Below are 18,691 nucleotides of genomic sequence, written 5' to 3'. Positions count from 1 at the left end.
AATACCGATGGAAAAGCAGACTATTTTAGTCGTGGATGATACTCCTGAGAACATTGATGTTTTAGCTGGTGTTTTAAAGTCTGAATATCATATTAAGATTGCTAAAAATGGTGAGCTAGCGTTAAAAATTGCCCGTAGTATCAAGCTGGATTTAATCTTATTAGATATTATGATGCCAGGTATCGATGGTTTTGAAGTGTGTAGACAGTTAAAACTAGACGAAAGAACTCGTCATATCCCAGTCATATTTGTGACGGCTAAAATCTCTGCTGCTGATGAGTTAAAAGGCTTAGAGTTAGGCGCTGCTGATTATATTACTAAACCATTCAATCCACCCATTGTGCAACGACGTGTTCATACCCAACTCGCTTTAACCGATCAAAACCGATTACTTGCCATTAAAGTACAGCAAAAAACTGCAGAAATTGCCCAAAACCAATTGAATGTTATTCGTCGCTTGGGGCGTGCAGCTGAATATAAAGATAATGAAACAGGGATGCATGTTATCCGCATGAGTTATTACACTCATGTTTTAGCGCTTGCTGCTGGGATTAATGAAGCAGATGCCGAAGTATTGATGAATGCAGCGCCCATGCATGATGTGGGTAAAATTGGTATCTCAGACGCCATTTTAAAGAAACCAGGCAAGCTTGAATTTGAAGAGTTTGAAGAGATGAAGAAGCATTGTGAAATTGGTGCTGAAATCCTTGGTGATAAAGATTCGGAGTTAATGACCATCGCTAAAGAAGTGGCACTGACGCACCATGAGAAATGGGATGGCAGTGGTTACCCTAATGGCTTAAGTGGTGAAAGTATTCCGTTATACGGCAGGATTGTTGCCATTGCTGATGTATTTGACGCACTTACCAGTGAACGCCCCTATAAAAAAGCCTGGACAGTTGAAGACGCTCTTGCACTAATCGAGCGTGAAGCAGGCAGTCATTTTGATCCTAAATTAGTGCCGTTATTTATTGATAAATTAGATGAAATTTTACAAATAAAGGCTAAATTTAAAGACAGTAATTAAGCATAGTTGCTCGTGGCGTAAAATGGTAACTAATGTGGTGGTGTTCAATTATAATAGCCCTATATCGAGTTGAGCGCATAACCTATAGAGCGTATTCAGAAGCGGTTAAGTGACACAGTGGCCCACTAGGTGGCTTATTTCTGAAAGCATTACCCACTCATATTGATGAGTGGAATGATATATCTGTGTAACTTGCCAATAAAGGCCAATTTATATCCACTTTGACAGAGGAAACTTACATGTCTAAGACTTTAATCAATAAAAAATTACTTTTAGCAGCAGTGATGGTGCCAGCTTTACTAACAGGCTGTGCGACAGGTGATAACCCAGAGTCTAAAAAAGCCAATGCACGTAAAGAAACTCAATCAGCGTTGCAAGAAATTTATGCTGAACATAGTGGGGCTAAAACTGCTGTGGCGCAATCAGTAGGCTATGTTGTTTGTACTGGCAGTAACAGCTACTTATTTGCTTTATCTACTGGCGGCGGAGTGTGTGTACTGACTGCAAATGGACGAAACTCATATTATCGCTTCGCTACAGGTGGCGTCGGTGCTGGTATCGGATGGAAACAAATGGCTTTTGTTCAAGCCTTTATGGATAACGATGCCATGACACGATTTAAAGAGTCTGGCTATGAAGGCCAAGCACAAGCTGAAGCCAGTGCTAAATATGAAGATAGCGGTGACCAGGCTTCTGCTAATCAGTCTGTAGATGTCAGTGGCGTAAAAACCTATCAAGTTAACCTAATGGGAGCTGCTGCTCAGGCAACTGTTCAAGGTTATAAATATTGGGAAACAGATTTTTCTGATGACTTCGTAGAAAACGACGAATAATAGAACGGTGTTTTCAATCGTTTTTAGGGTATAAGGTTTTAAGCTATGAGATTGATAGCTTAAAATCAGATGAGATAGTAAACCGCAATTGATTATTCGATTGCGGTTTTTATTTTTATGACGGACTAATTTCACTCCTTGATGGAGGGCAAGCTGCTAATTTTTAATCAATTAAGTTTTTTTATTAGTAAGTCAGATGGTATGCGTAATCTGAAACTGACATTTCTATATTTGAGTTTTGAGCATGTGTTTTAGTGGATTATGCTGATTTCGTGATAAAAAATAGTTTGATTCGTATCACGCCATATAAAGTTAGAAGATTGTTTTTTAATCATAATTAAATTTGTTGGGCACTTTTATCAAAAGAAACCATTAACTAAGTCATTCCTACAAGCTTAAACGCTTATTTCTCTTTCAGTCAGTCGCGCAATAAGCTAAATTACTCATGTAAGCATAAGAATAAAGTTCAGGATGAATGTGTTTTTAAGGTGGATAGAAGTTGATTTCAGTATATTTAGTTGATGACCATGAATTAGTACGAACCGGCATTCGTCGTTTGTTAGAAGACGAGCGGGGTATTAAGGTGGTTGGCGAAGCGCCCGACGGCGAAACAGCTGTACAATGGTCACGACAAAGCGAAGCCGATGTCATTCTCATGGACATGAATATGCCAGGTATGGGTGGATTAGAAGCCACGCGTAAAATACTTCGCTATCAGCCAGAAGCTAAAATCATTGTGCTTACAGTACAAACAGAAGACCCTTTTCCTACAAAAGTAATGCAAGCAGGAGCGTCAGGTTATTTAACCAAAGGTTCGACCTCGCCAGAAGTATTACGTGCTATTCAGCAAGTATCACGTGGACAGCGTTATTTATCCCCTGAAATTGCCCAGCAAATGGCGTTGAGCCAATTTAGTCATTCTGATGAAAATCCATTTAGCAGCTTATCTGAGCGAGAACTGCAAATCATGCTAATGATCACCAATGGTGAGAAGGTGAATGATATTTCAGAAAAGCTAAACTTAAGTCCAAAAACAGTGAACAGTTATCGCTATCGTTTATTTGCCAAATTAGATATTGGTGGTGATGTTGAGTTGACCCGTCTCGCTATTCGCTACAAAATGCTCGATGCCAGTTCTTTTTAGACATTAGGTGTTCATACAAAGGTATTGACGCCTACTTTTAGGATAGTTGATGCCTGCTTGCTTTAATTCAAAATTGTTTTTAAAAACCGTCTCATCTTCGCCAGGTGTTTATCGTATGTACGATGAAAAAGGCGAAGTCATTTATGTCGGTAAAGCTAAAGATCTTAAAAAACGCCTGTCATCTTATTTTCGGGCGAACCTGCCTAATGTAAAAACACAAGCGCTTGTTGCCCGTATTGCCAATATTGATGTCACCCTGACTCACAGCGAGACCGATGCGCTTTTGCTTGAAAATGATTACATCAAGCAGTACATGCCGAAATACAATGTATTGCTTCGTGATGATAAATCTTATCCCTATATATTACTTAGCGGTCACAAGCATCCGCGTTTAGCTTACCATCGCGGCCCTAAGCGAGAGAAAGGTCATTATTTTGGACCTTACCCAAATGGTGGGGCGGTGCGTGAAAGCTTAAACTTGATGCAAAAGCTATTTCCTATTCGCCAGTGTGATGACTTGTATTATAAGTCTCGCTCTCGTCCGTGTTTGCAATATCAGTTAGAACGTTGCAGTGCTCCCTGTGTTGGGCGGATTTCTGATGACGATTATACCGAGCAAGTTAAATTGGCGAGCTTGTTTTTAAAAGGTAAAGATAAGCAAGTGATCACTGAGTTAGTGGCTAAAATGGACACTGCAGCTAATGAGATGGAATATGAGTCAGCTGCGCAATTTCGTGACCAAATTACAGCATTAAGACGAGTGGCGGAGCAGCAAGAGGTATCGAACCACAAAGGCGATATGGATGTCATAGGGGTGCATTACGCCTCTGGTATCGTCTGTTTTCACTTATTGTTTATCCGAGATGGTAAAATATTTGGTAGCCGTAGCTATTACCCTACAGTGCCGCCACAAACTGAACTTGAAGAAGTGTTAGTGTCGTTCATTGGCCAATTCTATTTAAATGCCGACATTCAAAGAACGATCCCGAAAGAAGTGCTGATCAGCGAATCCTTTAGCGAACAGAAAGTACTTGAAAGTACAATTTCACAGGCGTTAGATCGTAAATTTGAAATTAAGACTCAAGTGCGAGGCGAGCGGGCTAACTTCTTGCGCTTAGCACTGACTAATGCAACAAATGCAGTCAATACCCGTTTATCTCATAAAAACACCGTTGAGCAACGTTTTCAGCTATTAGAAGAAGCCTTAGAGTTAGGGCATCCAATTACACGTATGGAATGTTTTGATATCAGTCATACCATGGGCGAAAGTACCGTGGCTTCTTGTGTGGTATTCAACCGAGAAGGCCCACACAAAGCTGACTACCGACGTTATAACATCAATGGCATTACCGGCGGTGATGATTATGCGGCAATGGAGCAGGCATTAAAGCGTCGATTCGATAAAATCGATAATAATGGCAAAGTGCCTGATATCGTCTTTATTGATGGCGGTATTGGTCAACTACGTATTTCGCAAAAAATTGTTGATGAAAAGTGCGTTCATTTAGACAAGCCGCCTCTACTAATTGGCGTAACAAAAGGTGAAGGCCGTAAAGCCGGCTTAGAAACCTTTGTATTTGGTGGCAATGAACAAACCTTTGAACTTGCCAGTGACTCTCCAGCATTTCATTTAATTTTACACATACGTGATGAGTCACATCGATTTGCGATTACAGGACATAGGAACAAGCGACAGAAGACACGTAACACCTCGACATTAGAATCAATTGCTGGTGTTGGCCCTAAACGTCGCAAACTATTGTTACAACATCTCGGTGGAATACAGGAAGTAAAGGGGGCGAGTGTAGCAGAATTAACAAAAGTGCCCGGAATTAGCCTAGAAATGGCACAAACAATCCATGATGCATTGCGAGGGGGATAAAATTAAGGCAAGATTGGCGCTGTTTCTGACTATTTGGTTTCTTTCATGCCTTTTAATTTACCTATAGCGCTAACATTATTCCGGTTGTTGCTTTTGCCGGTTTTTGTCGTGGTTTTTTATCTTCCTTATTCTTGGGCGCCTTTTGCGTCGGCATTAATATTCTGGCTTGCGGCTGTGACAGACGCTTTAGATGGATATGCAGCAAGAAAACTCAAACAGTCCACGCGTTTTGGCGCATTTTTAGACCCCGTTGCTGACAAGATTATGGTGACTACTGCTTTGGTGTTGTTGGTTCAGCAAAATGATAATATTTACCTGACTCTAGCTGCATTGTTTATGATTGGTCGTGAAATCGTCATTTCTGCGCTACGTGAATGGATGGCTGAAATAGGTAAACGTGGTGTTGTCGCCGTATCATGGATTGGCAAATATAAAACCGCAGCACAAATGGTGGCGATAGTAGGTTTGATTTGGCAACCGAATGAATTTTTGACCAATGTGTCTTATGGTCTATTCTATATTGCTGCAGTGCTGACTTTCTGGTCAATGATGAGTTATATTTCAGCAGCTTGGAAAGACTTAACTGCTGAGTAGTGCAATAAAAGTTCAATGAGTTTATTTAGTGCGCATTCAGTCATTTTTATTGAAAACAGCAATTGACACCGACACTGAAATCGGTAGAATGCACCCCCGTAGACAGCGATGCTTCAGCGTATAACCGAAAGGTTGCAACTTGATGACATCGAGGCCTAATCTGCGAAGATAGGCAAATGATTGCAAGATTAGCTTAGTTGGCTTTGTATCAGACTATACATTGTTAATTGAATTAGTTAAGCATAAAAGATGTGACATTAGCTCAGTTGGCTTTGTATCAGACGATACCTTGTTAAGTGAATTAATTAAGCATAAAGATGCGACATTAGCTCAGTTGGTAGAGCGATACCTTGCCAAGGTATAGGTCATCGGTTCGAACCCGATATGTCGCTCCAATCATTATCTATACGGCGCGATGGCAGAATGGCTATGCTGCGGATTGCAAATCCGTCGACCTCGGTTCGACTCCGGGTCGCGCCTCCACAATTTTTGTTTAATTGTTTAGTGCTTTAAACTAGACGGTTAAAACAACACTTATGCCCGAGTGGTGGAATCGGTAGACACAAGGGATTTAAAATCCCTCGCTTAATAGGCGTGCCAGTTCAAGTCTGGCCTCGGGTACCATATTCTTGTTACAAGAAACTTACATACGTAAGTATGGTGCAAAAAAGCCTCAACGAAAGTTGGGGCTTTTTTGTGTCCAAAATTTGAGTAATTGAAGAAAGATAAAATCCCTCGTCGTTTTAAAATCGGGCGTGCCAGTTCAAGTCTGACCTCGTGTACCATATTCTTCCATGAAGAGCTGAAATATGATTTAGTATTATGCGAAAAAGCCTCAACACTCTTAATGTTAACTGAGGTTTTTTTGTATCTGAAATTTGAGTATTTGAAGAAAGAAAAAATCCCTCGTCGTTTTAAAATCGGGCGTGCCAGTTCAAGTCTGGCCTCGGGTAGCATTATTCTTTTATAAGAAACTTACATACATACATACGTAAGTATGGTGCAAAACAGCCTCAACACTCTTAATGTTAACTGGTTTTTTTTTGTATCTGAAATTTGAGTATTTGAAGAAAGAAAAAATCCCTAGTCGTTTTAAAATCGAGCGTGCCAGTTCAAGTCTAGCTCGGGAGGTGTTATTTGATAAACATCGAAGTGTATGATGTAAACCTTAAGGCCAAAAAAAAAGGCGTTGATGGTTTAATCCATCCACGCCCGTTAATTAAGTTCTAGTTTTGATAAAAATCTAGATAGAAACCTGTAAGTTATTTAGTCTCAATTTTATAATCTAATTGATAGAAGTGTGCTTCGCTCTTACCATTCTCAAATTGGTTATAAACGCCCGCTTTGAAGTAATTAAGCATTTCTTTCCAGTAAGTGATGTCATGTGTGACTTGATTTTCACCGTCTCTGTTAATCACTAATTTTGAATCACCGACAATAATATCGAACTTGGTTGGGGCGTTAGGATCGTAAGCGCCTAAATCAAAGCGAACGTAAGCATTTTTACAGGCTGAAGATTCACGGTTACCGCTATCTTTACTGCAATTTACATTATTGTTTTTAATGATGGCCCAATAATGATCTTTAACCCCTTTGCGATCAGCTTCATATACTAAACGTAATAGTGGGTGGGGGATGTACCCAACGCCGTGCTTACCGTCATCAAATGTGCCTTTATTGTGTACTTGTAAAAAGGTCATAGCATCATTTTTAGATGGGCTGTCTTTTACTGAATCACGTGGGTTAATCGGCATCAATTCAGCTGAAAGATGATAGAAAGTGTTTGGACTATCAGATTTGAAGTTTTCAATAACGCGAAGTTCATTACGTAATTTATAACCTTCCATGTTCATCACGAGTGCACTAGAACCTTTATCAACATAGAAGTGTTCGTTAACGATACCGCTAAAATTACTGTCTCTAGCAAGTTCATACTTGCTACCAGGTTTTGAGTTAGGCGTTGAAATTTGCAATTTTGATGCTGACAGAATGTTTGAGAATTGTGCGTAATCTGCTGGTGGGGTTCGTTCGCCTGTAGCGTCAGGATATGGATTAATCGATGGTTCAGTGGTCGATGCACATGCCGTCAAAAAGCCTGACACAAGGATCGTTAAAGGAATTACTGATAATTTTTTCATGGTAACTACATTCCTACTTCTTATTATCTGTGAGAGTTTTAGTAAATGGTGTCGGCATTTCATTTATAAGCACCTGTGCACTTATATGAATAATACCTGTGATTATCGTTATTGCTTATGGACAATATAACGCTAAATATTACATTTGACGTATAATAATACAAATGAAGTTTGACTCAAATCACAACTTATTTACCCATCCAACAAAGTATTGCCAATAGATGCGAACTTAGTTGGAACCTTGGGGGGAAATAGCGTTAATGTGGTGATTGATTTAGTTGCTGGTAAGCAATGGCCGCAGTTAATTGATGTGTTAAAAGCCTGGTGGCCGCTACGCAGTTTCAGGTGCCATTGGCGGCGCACTAGTTGAACTTGATGTAAGAATCCTTTATTTAAAGGATTTGAGCTTCTTTGGCTGTACGGTATTGGAGCCTGAAGTATTTTCGAACTTAGTTGCAACGATTGAGTCTGGAAAAATAAAACCAATTGTGGCTGACACATTTTCCTTAGCTGACATTGCCATTGCCCAGCAAGTGTTTCAGGAAAAGCATCATGTAGGCAAGATTGTACTCACTGTTGTTTAGAATAACTGTTCTCTAGAATAACATCCGCTTAGAATAACATCCGCTTAGAATAACATCCGCCTAGAGTAACCCTTGTTTAGAGTAACTCTTGTATAGAGTAATTGGTTAGATAAAAACAGGCCGCTTTATCGGTCGCTAGTTTTATTCTGAACGGTATTCGCTGAGGTGTGATTAGCTTTGGCTTGTGTATTCAACTGAATTAACCTAGCAGCCATTTTCCCCCAGTGTTGATAGATTTCTGCACTGGGGTGAAATCCATCTTCAGCCATGGTTGCGTTAGACAATGATTCCCGCATATCTAATTGCTCACATGGGAGTGAGCTATGGTCAATCCACTGGGTTAAAGCATGATTAAACTCATTGGCTCTACTACCAAGAAACCACCTAAAAGGCTGGGGTAAAGCGGGGAAGGCTGACATAGGTGGAACACTGGTGATAATAATTTGGCTGCAGCCTAATGATATATAAAGCAGCTCACATAATTGCTGCTGTTGGCTAATCCAAGTTTTGGCTGAAATCGGGCTTAAAACGTCGTTCACACCTAAAGAAATAATCACAGTATCGGCGCTAATTTGATGAGCTTGACTTAATATGTGGTTGAGCTTGTTTAAGCAATTCTTAGTGCTGTATCCGCTTTTAGCAATTAATCGCCATTTGAGTTTGTGATAGCTAGCTTGCGTTGCCGGCCCTGTTTGTTGATCCGTAATCGTGGTTTGTTGACTCGTTAACGCGGTAAGGGCTTGAACTGTTTGGCCTGTTAGGGCTTGTTGCTGAGTTTCAACCCCAACCCCGGCGGCCGCAGAATCACCAATAACCAATATCGATAATGTATTGGGCTCTGAACTGGAAACGACTTCAGTATCTATGCTTAATTGTGAATCATCAGCATTATTTAGCCGGACAATACCTTCACGTAACCCTTTAGGTTCAGGCAGTTTTAGTGTGGTTTTTTTTACCCAAATAGCCTGGAGTAAGTAAATTGGCCATAAAAAAATTAAGCTTAAATAATGCAATGTCGGCAATCCTTTCCGTTAAATTACTTTTCTTTTAATTACTGATAGTTATATCCTAATTGAACCGTAGTTTCATCAGCAAATAAAAACGAAACTCAATGTTAAGATCAGTTTAGCAACTGGAACTTGATTTCAAATAACTCTTCGACGCCTGGGTAAACTTCTTGAATCAATGATTTCAGAAACTCCAATGACATGTTTTCTTGTTCAGCATGGTCTTCAGTTAAGTGATGAAACGCGACTTTAGTGACTGATAAGACCTTGATATTGCAGAACCAACGCTCATCTTCAAAGGTTGAAACTGACAAGGTTTCACCCACTTTGAAATGAGACTCTGATTCATCTCGTAAAGTAATTGTTTTAGCGCCAGATAAAATATCGTCTTCAAAGCGGCTGAAAAAGCTTATAGGGGTTAATTCACTCATTGATGGCCTTTGGTGTTCGTTTGATCTTCATAATAATATTTTGCGCTAAGATTGGCTTAAATGACAGTATGACGTTGATTTTGTTTACGCCGACAGGTCAGTTTTTGGTTTGCGTTAATATGTTGTCTTAACTTGTGCTTGGCGATGACTTATCATGTGCGAAATTTACATCAAATAACTATTCAGGAAGGTCATTTGCACACACTGGCACAGCTAACATCAGGCGAATTAAACGATACACAACTCAAAAGAATACAAATAGCTGAACAATTAACCGAGTTTCCTTTAGAAGTGTTGGCTTTTGCAGATACCCTTGAAGTGCTCGACCTTTCTAACAACCGCTTAAGTTGTTTACCAGATGAGTTTGCACAATTGTCTGAATTGAAGATTTTATTTCTTTCGTTTAACTGTTTTACTGAAGTGCCTGCAATCATTGCCCAGTGCCCAAAACTTGAGATGATTGGCTTTAAAGCTAACCAGATCAATACAGTTGCCGAAAACTGTTTGCCGATTGATACACGCTGGCTAATTTTAACTGATAATAAGATTTCTCAGTTACCTAGCTCAATTGGTGATTTACATCGCTTAAAGAAATGTGCCTTAGCTGGGAATAAAATTAACGCTTTACCTGCCACAATGGCTAATTGTAAAGAGCTAGAATTATTACGAATTTCAGCCAACAATTTAAGCGTAATTCCTGATTGGCTGTTATCGCTACCTAATTTAGCGTGGCTAGCTTTTAGTGGCAACCCAGTTACCGATAGTCATGTGTCTCATGATACGTTCCCATATGCCCAAATGACTGAACTGCAACTAGGTGAACAGCTTGGGCAAGGGGCGTCAGGTGTTATCTATCAAGCTAATTGGCAACAAACGACACAACAGCAGGTTATAGAAAACAAAAAGAGTATTGATAAAGAGTATTCAAGCGTCGCAGTTAAAATGTTCAGAGGGGATGTGACGTCAGATGGCTACCCAAAAGACGAGTTACATTGCTGTTTGAGTGCTGGGCATCACCCGAATTTGATTAAAGTACTAGCGCAAATCTCAGAGCCAGATCATTTGGGTCTCGTCATGGAGCTTATACCGGCATATTTCTATAATCTAGGCTTACCACCTTCTTTAGTGACTTGTACTAGAGATACTTTTTCAGATGGTATGGACATATCGCTCGAACACATTGTAAAAGTGATGCGGAGCATGGCTGCAGCATTGTCTCATTTACATCAAAATAAAGTCAGTCATGGGGATATATATGCCCATAACACTATGATTGATATAGAAGGAAATATGCTATTTGGTGACTTTGGCGCAGCAACTGACTTGTCGTTGCTCAGTTCTAGGCAAGCAAATATGATGCAAAGTATTGAAGTCAGAGCCTTTGGTAATATGCTAGATGACTTGTTAAGCCAACAAATTGAGCTTGGTAAATCATCGGCGTCAGATTGCTTTAAAGCACTCTCTGTATTGTCTCAGCAATGCTTGGAACACAACAGCGTATTAAGACCAAGATTTGACCAAATATATCAGCAGTTAAAGGCACTAGAAGAGAGTCTGAGTCAGTAAGCTTAAGCATAGTACTAAGCAAATAGTTCTCTGTAAAAATACTGTCTGAAAGTACTGCGCACATAGAACCCTGTAAAGAAGCAATGTGGAAATAGTACTGAGCTAATAGCACTGAACCAATAGCACTGAGCAATTTACTGGGACAAGGAGAGCGAATGAGCCAAGCGGAATTGAACGTCTTAATTGCAAAGGTAAAACAATGCCAGTTATGCCAGTCTTCGCTTACCCATGGTGTTAATCCTGTTGTACAGTTGCACGCTAATGCTAAGTTGCTGATAGCTGGTCAAGCTCCTGGTCTTGCGGTCCATCAGTCAGGTGTGCCATTTGATGACGCCAGTGGTGAGCGCCTAAGGCTGTGGCTTGGGATAGATAAAACGGTTTTTTACGATCCTGAACAAGTGGCCATTCTTCCCATGGGTTTTTGCTACCCTGGAAAAGGTAAAAGTGGAGATTTGCCGCCATTAAAAATTTGTGCCGCAACTTGGCGTGAACGCCTGCTTGCCGAACTTAAGCAAGTACAGCTTACGATAGTGATTGGAAAGTATGCGCAAGACTATCATTTAGGTACAGCTACACAATCATTAACGCAAACCGTTAGAAACTGGGCTGATTATCCTCGGTCATTGATACCATTACCGCATCCGAGTCCGAGAAATAATATTTGGTTAGCAAAAAATCCATGGTTTTCAGAGCAATTACTCCCTGAACTTAAATGCCGAGTTAACGACGCCTTAAAGGATTAGTTATAAAGACTTGGCGTTAAATGGTGCTTTAATGCCGTGTTTTTGTGCTATTTGATTGTAAAATGGGCATTCAAACAATAAGTTTCATTTTTTTATTGATCCTATCTGAAAAATCAGTAAAGTATGCACCACATCAGCGGCGGCAACCGATTGCTTCGTTGAATATCAAATTTTGTAACGCGTTACGACGAGTTACCAGAGTTTGCCCGAGTGGTGGAATCGGTAGACACAAGGGATTTAAAATCCCTCGCTTAATAGGCGTGCCAGTTCAAGTCTGGCCTCGGGTACCATCATAAAACAGCCTCGACATTAGTCGGGGCTTTTTTATATCTGAAATTTAAAAGTTCAAAAGTTCAAAAGATTATAAAATCCCTCGTCGTTTTAAAACCGGCCGAGCCAGTTCAAGTCTGGCTTCGGGTACTATCATGCTTTTATTAAGAGAGTAATAAGCCTCAACATTAGTCGGGGCTTTTTATGTTTGGAATTTGAGAATCTTAAGAATAAAATTACAAGTAGATTTTTAGGTATAGAAATTAACTAAGAAGATTGCAGCACTTTGCGTGCTGCAGCTGTCAATGATGGCTTAAAAAGTGGCTATTCTTCATTACTGGCAATGAAATTATTGATAGCAGTTAGTATTAGGTCTTTATTCATTTGTGTCGGTTTAACTGGCTGATCAAACCAAAAACTCATCGGCTGTTCAAAACCAATGCCGTGCATATAGTTATAAATGGCTTTGCGAAGGCCTTCACCAAGCATTGGGTGGTCGGTACCCGTTGGATCGGTAAAGTCGACATCGTTTTCAGCGAAAAGAATGTCAGGACGTTCAGCAAGAGTAATACCGAACTGTTCAGGGTTCATGCCTATAGGACTATGTACTGTGGCAACAAAGCGATGCCAGTAAGCTGATTGGAAACAGCCTTGAGCCATCATCTGGCGTACCATTTCAAGGGAATCAATGGTTTCTTGCTCGGTTTGCGTTGGAAAACCATACATCAAGTAAGCATGTACCAAAATACCTGCATCACTAAAGGCTTTAGTCACATGAGCCACACGCTCAACGCTCACGCCTTTTTTCATCAGTTTTAATAAGCGATCGGATGCAACCTCAAGGCCACCGCTGACAGCGATACAACCAGAGTCTGCAAGTAATTGACAGCGCGCTTGGCTGAAGGTTCTTTCAAAACGAATATTACCCCACCAACTAATCACTACATTACGTTCAATCAATCGCTTGGCCAATGAGAACAACACTTTTGGTGGCAGGGCTTCATCAACAAAGTGAAAACCAGTTTCCCCCGTTTCTTCGATGAGTTGCTCAATTCTGTCAACGAGAACGTCAGCGCCTGCGGCGTCGTAACGGTCGATATAATCTAAGCTGACATCGCAGAAGCTGCATTTACGCCAGTAACAACCGTGAGCGATAGTGAGTTTATTCCAGCGGCCATCACTCCAAATGCGATGCATAGGGTTAAGCATTTCACACAAAGATAAGTACTCGCCTAATGGCAGACCATCGTATATTGGCGCGCCAACATCAGTTTGCGGTATATCGTGCAGCTCTTTGTTTTCATTAAAGTGAACGTAGGGAGTACCATTTTCATCTTCAGCAAGGAAATAAGTACGCACTAAGTCGTCAATCTCTCGTTCCCCTTGGAAGTATTCCAATAAGGTGATTAACGGTCGCTCGCCATCATCAAGACAGATAAAGTCGATGAATTCAAATACTCGAGGATCTTTTAGCGCGCGAAGTTCTGTGTTGATAAAGCCGCCGCCAATGACGATAGGAATACTTGGGTTAATACTTTTACAGGTTTGCGCAATACGTAATGCGCCGAGCATATTGCCGGGGAAAGGCACTGTCAGCGCGACAACGCTAGGCTGAGTTTCTTCTAAGTACTGCTCGACTAATTGTTCTAATATATCTGAGCTGAAGCTCGATTCACCCATCAAAGTATCGTAGAGGTTATCGAAACTTGGGTTAGCTGCGGCTAATTGCTCACCATAACGGCTGACTTCAAAATAAGGATCTACCCCTTGAGTAATGACGTTTGATAAGTCATTGATAAATAGCGTGGCTAAATACTTTGCTTTATCTTGTACCCCTAGGTTACCAAAAGCGGCTTGTAATACATCACCAGACACGGCTTCCATCTGTGCAATCGTATCAAAAGCTGGTCCTTCAGGTAAAAATCGACGTGAATTAATCCGCATAGCAAGGCTTGGATCTTTACCCTGTAAAAAGCGAATCGCAGGTTCAACAGCTAAGTGGTAGCGGTCAAATTCAGCGAGGAAATTAAAAATAACTTCAGGCAGTTCATCGTCTTCAAAGTGCTGGTAGTTTTCTTCTACATGCTGGCGGATGATATCAAGGGCTGGAGCTGTCATCATCTCTAAAAAAAGTTCAATCGCAGGATCTCTCTGCACCGCCTCATAGCCACGTGAGCGTAAAAAACCAGTTAAATACGCGGTTGCCGGGTAGGGCGTATTTAGCTGAGTCATCGGTGGAGTCATTAGAAGAACGGTCATATCCTGCCTTTAATTTAGTCAAACTTTCATGCTTTGAGGGGCGTTTAGCGTAGTCACTCAAAGTGTAGCAACAATGCGGTTGCCAAAATAATGGGGGATTCTAACAAATGAGCTAAAGAAAAACCCGTAAATTACCCAGATATGAATTTAAGGCTTATTTAGACGTAACTCATAGACGTTACTCAGTGGTTTTATCATTTTTATTAACATAGGCAGATAAATACTGATAATAACGTTACGCGTAGAGATAAATACGCATTGAGGAAATCTAGTAACTGATCATTTTGATGTACATCAAAAATAATTTACATGAGTATTATCAGCGACTCAGGTTATGCATTGTTGATACGGTATAACCGTGCATCGACTTTAAGCTGATATTCTTAGTAAGCGTTAACGTTAACTAACATGGATTGTAAGGAGTTAATTTGACCTCGATTGATTATATGAAATGGATAATGATTGTTGCTGGTGGGCTGACTTGTTCAATGATCTTTGCAGTATTTGCTCCCCAAGAAGCGCTTATCAGTATGTTTGGAGAATCGCTAACAGAACCTTTAGCTCAGGTTGTTGTTAGAAGTTGGGGCTTTCTTATTTTTATGATCGGAGCCTTACTCATTTATGGCGCATTTCGACCCATATATCGAAATTTAGCGTTGGTGCTTGCTAGCACAAGTAAAGTCGCATTTATTTCTCTAATCGTTATGTTTGGCGCTCAATATATTGAAAAATCTTTATTAACTATCACGTTGGATTCTATTTTTGTGATTGTATTCTTGGGCTATTTAGCCAAGGTTAAACGCACAGCCTAATATAGCCATTCATTTTACAAGTGCATGTCACAAGTTTTTGTTTTGGGTATTAAAGCCGTTTTTAGAATACAAAAAAGCCTTTGGTTGATTTTCTCAGTCAAAGGCTTTTTGTTTAAACAAGTCGTGCAGCGCTAGAAATATTAAATTAGCTGTTGATGTGCTTTTTAAATGCAGGAGCAGGTTTAAAGCTAGGTTGATTGAAGCCTGGAATTTCTATGCTCTCACCTGTTTTTGGATTACGTCCATTTTTTGCTAAATGGTAACGAAGTTCAAAGGTGCCAAATTGTGGTAAATACACTTTCTCACCTTCTGTTAAGGCTTTATGAAGCTGTAATAGAATCTGCTCTAATTGTGGTTTAGTTAGAGATTGTGAAATACCCATGTCAGATGCCATGGTTTGTACAAGTTGTTTCTTATTCATAAAACTACTGCGATAAATAGATAAAATATTTTTGCGGGGCATGTTTATATCAGTTCTGCTAAAGCATTCCTAGTTTCTTAAGGGCAATTATATGTTTAGTGGCTCCTTGTTTATGTAGTTGCGCTAAATTCATCCACCTTTCGTAGTAACTTGTAACGACTTAACACAGTCTGTAACACAAGGTTGATAATTTTTTGCCATACTGAATATATTCGTTTGAAAGAGGAGGGGCTGAATGAAAGTATTGCGTTGTTGGCGTTTAGGTTTCGCCATGTTGTTTATGATGTCACTTCTGTTGAGTTTGCCTGCTAAAGCCTCTTCTGAAAATCAAGCTACCTATAAAACACTCGCCCAACATGTGATGTTAATTTCGTTAGTTGAACCTACCGCTGACAGACAGCAGTATTTGGCTATTTTAAAAGGTAATAGTGAGGCCGAGAAGTTTGAGTATATTGATGCTATTCAAGCTGACATTGCTGAATTCTGGCATCAGCGTGGGGTTGCTCTTTCTTATGATCAATTAGCGAGTAATGCCTCGTTAAAACGTAAAACCTTTGCTTTGGAACCCAATGCTGAAGACTATTTAAGTGTGCTTAATCATATCCGACGATTGATGTGGCTTAATACTAGGCACGAATGGGCCAGCATCCAACCCGGAGGGTTATTGCGCCCGGGTGACAGCCATAAAACGATTAGCGCTATTTCCCAGCGACTTTGGCTTTTAGGCGATTTGTCTTCTCGCTCAGAAACGCAATATATTTTCGATAATACTATTGCCCTAGCTGTCGCAAAGTTTCAGTCGCGTCACGGTCTAAAGCCTGATTCTGTTATTGGCCCACAAACCTTGCACTGGTTGAATCAAACACCATTGCAACGAGCTGAATTACTTGCCGCTAATTTTGTCGATAAAACCAGTTATAAAAGCGACTTAGGCGAGCAATACCTATTAGTCAACATTCCTGCATTTGAAATGATACTTGTTAGTGACAGTCAAGTGGCCTTAACTTCAAGAGTCATAGTGGGGCGTTCGTATCGAAGAACCCCAGTAATGAAAGGGCAGATATCGAACATTGTCATTAACCCGACTTGGACAGTACCCAAAAAACTCATGCGCCGTGACATCTTGCCTAAGGTCGCCGAAGACGGCAGTTATATCAGCGATAGGCAGTTTGATGTATTTGATGTCACTGGTACTAAGGTGAATAAAACCCCACAAGAATGGCAAGAAGTTGTAAGGACTGAACCATTTCCTTATCGTTTAGTGCAGCGACCTGGGGAGATTAATGCTTTAGGTCGCTATAAGTTTCATTTCAAGAATGATTTGAATATCTATTTGCATGATACGCCCGATAAAAATTTATTCGCAGAAGATGATAGAGCGCTTTCATCTGGTTGTGTCAGGATTGAAAAAATCCAAGAGCTTGCGGAGTGGTTTGCAAGCAACGTCGTTATCGATAAACGAACTTGGCAGCGCATGCAAACAGATGCCAGCAAAACCCAGTGGTTTTCTTTATCTCAAACAGTTCCGATTCATTTTGTTTATTGGAATGCTTGGGTAGATGACGCTAACCTCGCTCAGTACCGTAATGATATTTATCATTTGAACAACACCAAACAAACAATAGTGGCGAATAATTCAACATCTAGACTTCAAAGTGCCTCTCGATAAGTGATTGACCTGATTATAACTTACTAATATGTACAAAAATTAAGCTGATTTTGTCGGCTTGATCGCTTGCTATTGCCTTCCTTTCCGTTTAACTTCCCTTTCAGTTGTGTAAAAAACACACAGGTTTATATTATTAGAAAGTGGTGAGTTAATGTCTTTAGTTTGTCCTGCCCGTCGGCAAGTATTGTTAGGTTTAAGTGGTGTTGCAGTTGCATCAATGTTTTCAACCCCAGCTCAAGCAAGTCGTTCAACCCAAGGTTTTAGGGAGTTGAGTTTTTATAATCGTCACACTGGCGAGCGCGAACAAGGACAGTTCTGGGCTGAAGGCGAATACAACCAGGAGACTTTATCTTTATTTAGTAAAGTACTTCGTGATCATCGTCAAAACCAATCAGCTCCTATGGATAAACGTCTTTATGAGTTTGTTTATAATTTACAACAAACCATTGGCAACACTGATGAAGTGCATGTTATCTCAGGCTATCGTTCTCCGGTGACTAACAATATGTTAGCTTCGAAAAGTAACGGAGTGGCTAAAAAAAGCTATCATATGAAAGGCATGGCGATGGATCTTGCCATCCCTGGAGTAGAGCTTAAAACATTACGTGATGCTGCACGTTCTTTAGAACTCGGCGGTGTAGGTTATTATCCTCGTTCTGGTTTTATCCATGTGGATTGTGGCCCGGTCAGAAGTTGGTAAAATTTCATTTCTGTCATTAATAATCAAAGTATTGGTTCAAGTGTTAAGTAAAGTAGCTTTTAGTCATGCAACTATGCGTTTTTTACGCTTAATGAACAGAGCGAATGGTATGAAATCAATGCTAATAACTTGTTGAGCTTAATGAGCTGTGTTAGAATCCGCGCGCTTTGGTTTAATTAGCTTTAGTTTAATCAATCGATTTGGTTCAAATACCAACTTTTGTGTAACCAGCATATGTATTAAACAAGCACGAGTTGTTATTGGTCGAAAATAACAACATCAATTTATTTTTTTTATTAAGTGAGAAACACATGTCTTACACTATTCAAGCTGAAATCCGTACTGAAATCGGGAAAGGTTCGAGCCGCCGCCTACGTCATGCGAATTTAGTTCCTGCTGTAATCTACGGTCCAGGTAAAGAGCCTATCTCAATCAAAATGGCTCAAAAAGATATCGTAAACATTCAATTGAATGACGATTTCTACAACACAGATTTAACTCTAGTTATCGATGGTAAAGAAGTTAAAGTACGTGTTCAAGCTATGCAACGCCACGCGTTCAAAACTTTAGTTGAACATATTGACTTCAAATTTGCTTAATCGTTAATTTGA

Annotated in this window: 16 protein-coding genes, 4 tRNA genes and 1 pseudogene; 16 read left to right on the top strand and 5 right to left on the bottom strand. The window is 40.2% G+C overall.

Features of this window, described 5'->3' with window-relative positions; all coding sequences use genetic code 11:
* Positions 1–7 precede the first annotated feature (7 nt).
* The 8 genes from Q4600_RS18575 to Q4600_RS18540 all read left to right on the top strand — a co-directional run bounded on the left by Q4600_RS18575 (position 8) and on the right by Q4600_RS18540 (position 6,104).
* Entirely contained in the window at positions 8–1,027 is a 1,020-nt protein-coding gene (locus tag Q4600_RS18575; RefSeq protein WP_303517446.1) for an HD-GYP domain-containing protein, read from the top strand.
* A 239-nt stretch (positions 1,028–1,266) separates the two neighbouring features.
* Positions 1,267–1,860, top strand: coding sequence for a hypothetical protein (locus Q4600_RS18570; RefSeq protein WP_248956002.1), 594 nt, complete (start codon positions 1,267–1,269; stop codon positions 1,858–1,860).
* Positions 1,861–2,359: 499 nt separating this feature from the next.
* Positions 2,360–3,004 carry a UvrY/SirA/GacA family response regulator transcription factor gene (uvrY, locus tag Q4600_RS18565; protein ID WP_102527121.1) on the top strand — a complete coding sequence of 215 codons (645 nt, stop codon included), beginning with the start codon at positions 2,360–2,362 and terminating at the stop codon, positions 3,002–3,004.
* 49 nt (positions 3,005–3,053) lie between these two features.
* Positions 3,054–4,886: an excinuclease ABC subunit UvrC gene (gene uvrC, locus Q4600_RS18560; RefSeq protein ID WP_248956001.1), complete on the top strand. Its 1,833-nt coding sequence runs from the start codon at positions 3,054–3,056 to the stop codon at positions 4,884–4,886.
* A 45-nt stretch (positions 4,887–4,931) separates the two neighbouring features.
* The gene (gene pgsA, locus Q4600_RS18555) at positions 4,932–5,480 is read left to right on the top strand and encodes a CDP-diacylglycerol--glycerol-3-phosphate 3-phosphatidyltransferase (RefSeq protein WP_102527119.1); all 549 of its coding nucleotides are present in this window, start codon (positions 4,932–4,934) and stop codon (positions 5,478–5,480) included.
* Positions 5,481–5,799: 319 nt separating this feature from the next.
* Positions 5,800–5,875 (top strand) — tRNA-Gly (locus Q4600_RS18550).
* Between the two features lie 14 nt (positions 5,876–5,889).
* Positions 5,890–5,963: transfer RNA gene (locus Q4600_RS18545), tRNA-Cys, on the top strand.
* Positions 5,964–6,018: 55 nt separating this feature from the next.
* Positions 6,019–6,104 (top strand) — tRNA-Leu (locus tag Q4600_RS18540).
* A gap of 638 nt (positions 6,105–6,742) precedes the next feature.
* On the opposite strand, the gene Q4600_RS18535 is transcribed toward Q4600_RS18540, so the two are convergent.
* Entirely contained in the window at positions 6,743–7,618 is an 876-nt protein-coding gene (locus tag Q4600_RS18535) for a polysaccharide lyase family 7 protein (RefSeq protein ID WP_102527118.1), read from the bottom strand.
* 199 nt (positions 7,619–7,817) lie between these two features.
* On the opposite strand from Q4600_RS18535, the pseudogene Q4600_RS18530 reads away from it, so the two are divergent.
* Positions 7,818–8,202 (top strand): annotated as a pseudogene (locus Q4600_RS18530) (zinc-binding dehydrogenase); the annotation flags it as partial.
* A gap of 125 nt (positions 8,203–8,327) precedes the next feature.
* Here the strand turns inward: Q4600_RS18530 and Q4600_RS18525 are convergent.
* Entirely contained in the window at positions 8,328–9,224 is an 897-nt protein-coding gene (locus tag Q4600_RS18525) for an SGNH/GDSL hydrolase family protein (RefSeq protein ID WP_303517439.1), read from the bottom strand.
* Positions 9,225–9,322: 98 nt separating this feature from the next.
* Positions 9,323–9,640 carry a N(4)-acetylcytidine aminohydrolase gene (yqfB, locus tag Q4600_RS18520; RefSeq protein WP_102527116.1) on the bottom strand — a complete coding sequence of 106 codons (318 nt, stop codon included), beginning with the start codon at positions 9,638–9,640 and terminating at the stop codon, positions 9,323–9,325.
* Positions 9,641–9,835: 195 nt separating this feature from the next.
* Here yqfB and Q4600_RS18515 point away from each other — a divergent pair, with 195 nt between their 5' ends.
* The 3 genes from Q4600_RS18515 to Q4600_RS18505 all read left to right on the top strand — a co-directional run bounded on the left by Q4600_RS18515 (position 9,836) and on the right by Q4600_RS18505 (position 12,239).
* Positions 9,836–11,206 carry a leucine-rich repeat-containing protein kinase family protein gene (locus Q4600_RS18515; protein WP_303517436.1) on the top strand — a complete coding sequence of 457 codons (1,371 nt, stop codon included), beginning with the start codon at positions 9,836–9,838 and terminating at the stop codon, positions 11,204–11,206.
* Between the two features lie 155 nt (positions 11,207–11,361).
* A complete protein-coding gene (locus Q4600_RS18510; RefSeq protein ID WP_229369983.1) occupies positions 11,362–11,949 on the top strand; it encodes a uracil-DNA glycosylase family protein in 588 nt (195 codons plus the stop codon).
* 204 nt (positions 11,950–12,153) lie between these two features.
* Positions 12,154–12,239: transfer RNA gene (locus tag Q4600_RS18505), tRNA-Leu, on the top strand.
* Between the two features lie 304 nt (positions 12,240–12,543).
* Here Q4600_RS18505 and Q4600_RS18500 read toward each other — a convergent pair.
* Positions 12,544–14,478 (bottom strand): radical SAM protein, encoded by a 1,935-nt coding sequence (locus tag Q4600_RS18500; RefSeq protein WP_102527113.1) that lies wholly within the window; start codon positions 14,476–14,478, stop codon positions 12,544–12,546.
* Positions 14,479–14,906: 428 nt separating this feature from the next.
* On the opposite strand from Q4600_RS18500, the gene Q4600_RS18495 reads away from it, so the two are divergent.
* The gene (locus tag Q4600_RS18495; protein WP_303517432.1) at positions 14,907–15,290 is read left to right on the top strand and encodes a hypothetical protein; all 384 of its coding nucleotides are present in this window, start codon (positions 14,907–14,909) and stop codon (positions 15,288–15,290) included.
* Between the two features lie 145 nt (positions 15,291–15,435).
* On the opposite strand, the gene Q4600_RS18490 is transcribed toward Q4600_RS18495, so the two are convergent.
* On the bottom strand, positions 15,436–15,711 hold the full coding sequence (locus Q4600_RS18490; protein ID WP_368501625.1) for an HU family DNA-binding protein: 276 nt from the start codon (positions 15,709–15,711) through the stop codon (positions 15,436–15,438).
* Between the two features lie 235 nt (positions 15,712–15,946).
* Here Q4600_RS18490 and Q4600_RS18485 point away from each other — a divergent pair, with 235 nt between their 5' ends.
* From Q4600_RS18485 to rplY, 3 genes are all read left to right on the top strand, one after another.
* Entirely contained in the window at positions 15,947–17,380 is a 1,434-nt protein-coding gene (locus tag Q4600_RS18485) for a murein L,D-transpeptidase (RefSeq protein ID WP_303517428.1), read from the top strand.
* Positions 17,381–17,531: 151 nt separating this feature from the next.
* Complete coding sequence (locus Q4600_RS18480; protein ID WP_229369973.1) at positions 17,532–18,080, top strand: DUF882 domain-containing protein; 549 nt, start codon at positions 17,532–17,534, stop codon at positions 18,078–18,080.
* 311 nt (positions 18,081–18,391) lie between these two features.
* On the top strand, positions 18,392–18,679 hold the full coding sequence (rplY, locus tag Q4600_RS18475) for a 50S ribosomal protein L25 (protein WP_102527108.1): 288 nt from the start codon (positions 18,392–18,394) through the stop codon (positions 18,677–18,679).
* The last annotated feature ends 12 nt before the right edge of the window (positions 18,680–18,691 follow it).

It is taken from the genome of Shewanella sp. 2_MG-2023, assembly GCF_030548905.1.
Classification (GTDB): Bacteria; Pseudomonadota; Gammaproteobacteria; order Enterobacterales; family Shewanellaceae; genus Shewanella; species Shewanella electrodiphila.
Note: the sequence above shows the minus strand (reverse complement) of the source record. Positions and strands in the feature narration are given on the sequence as shown.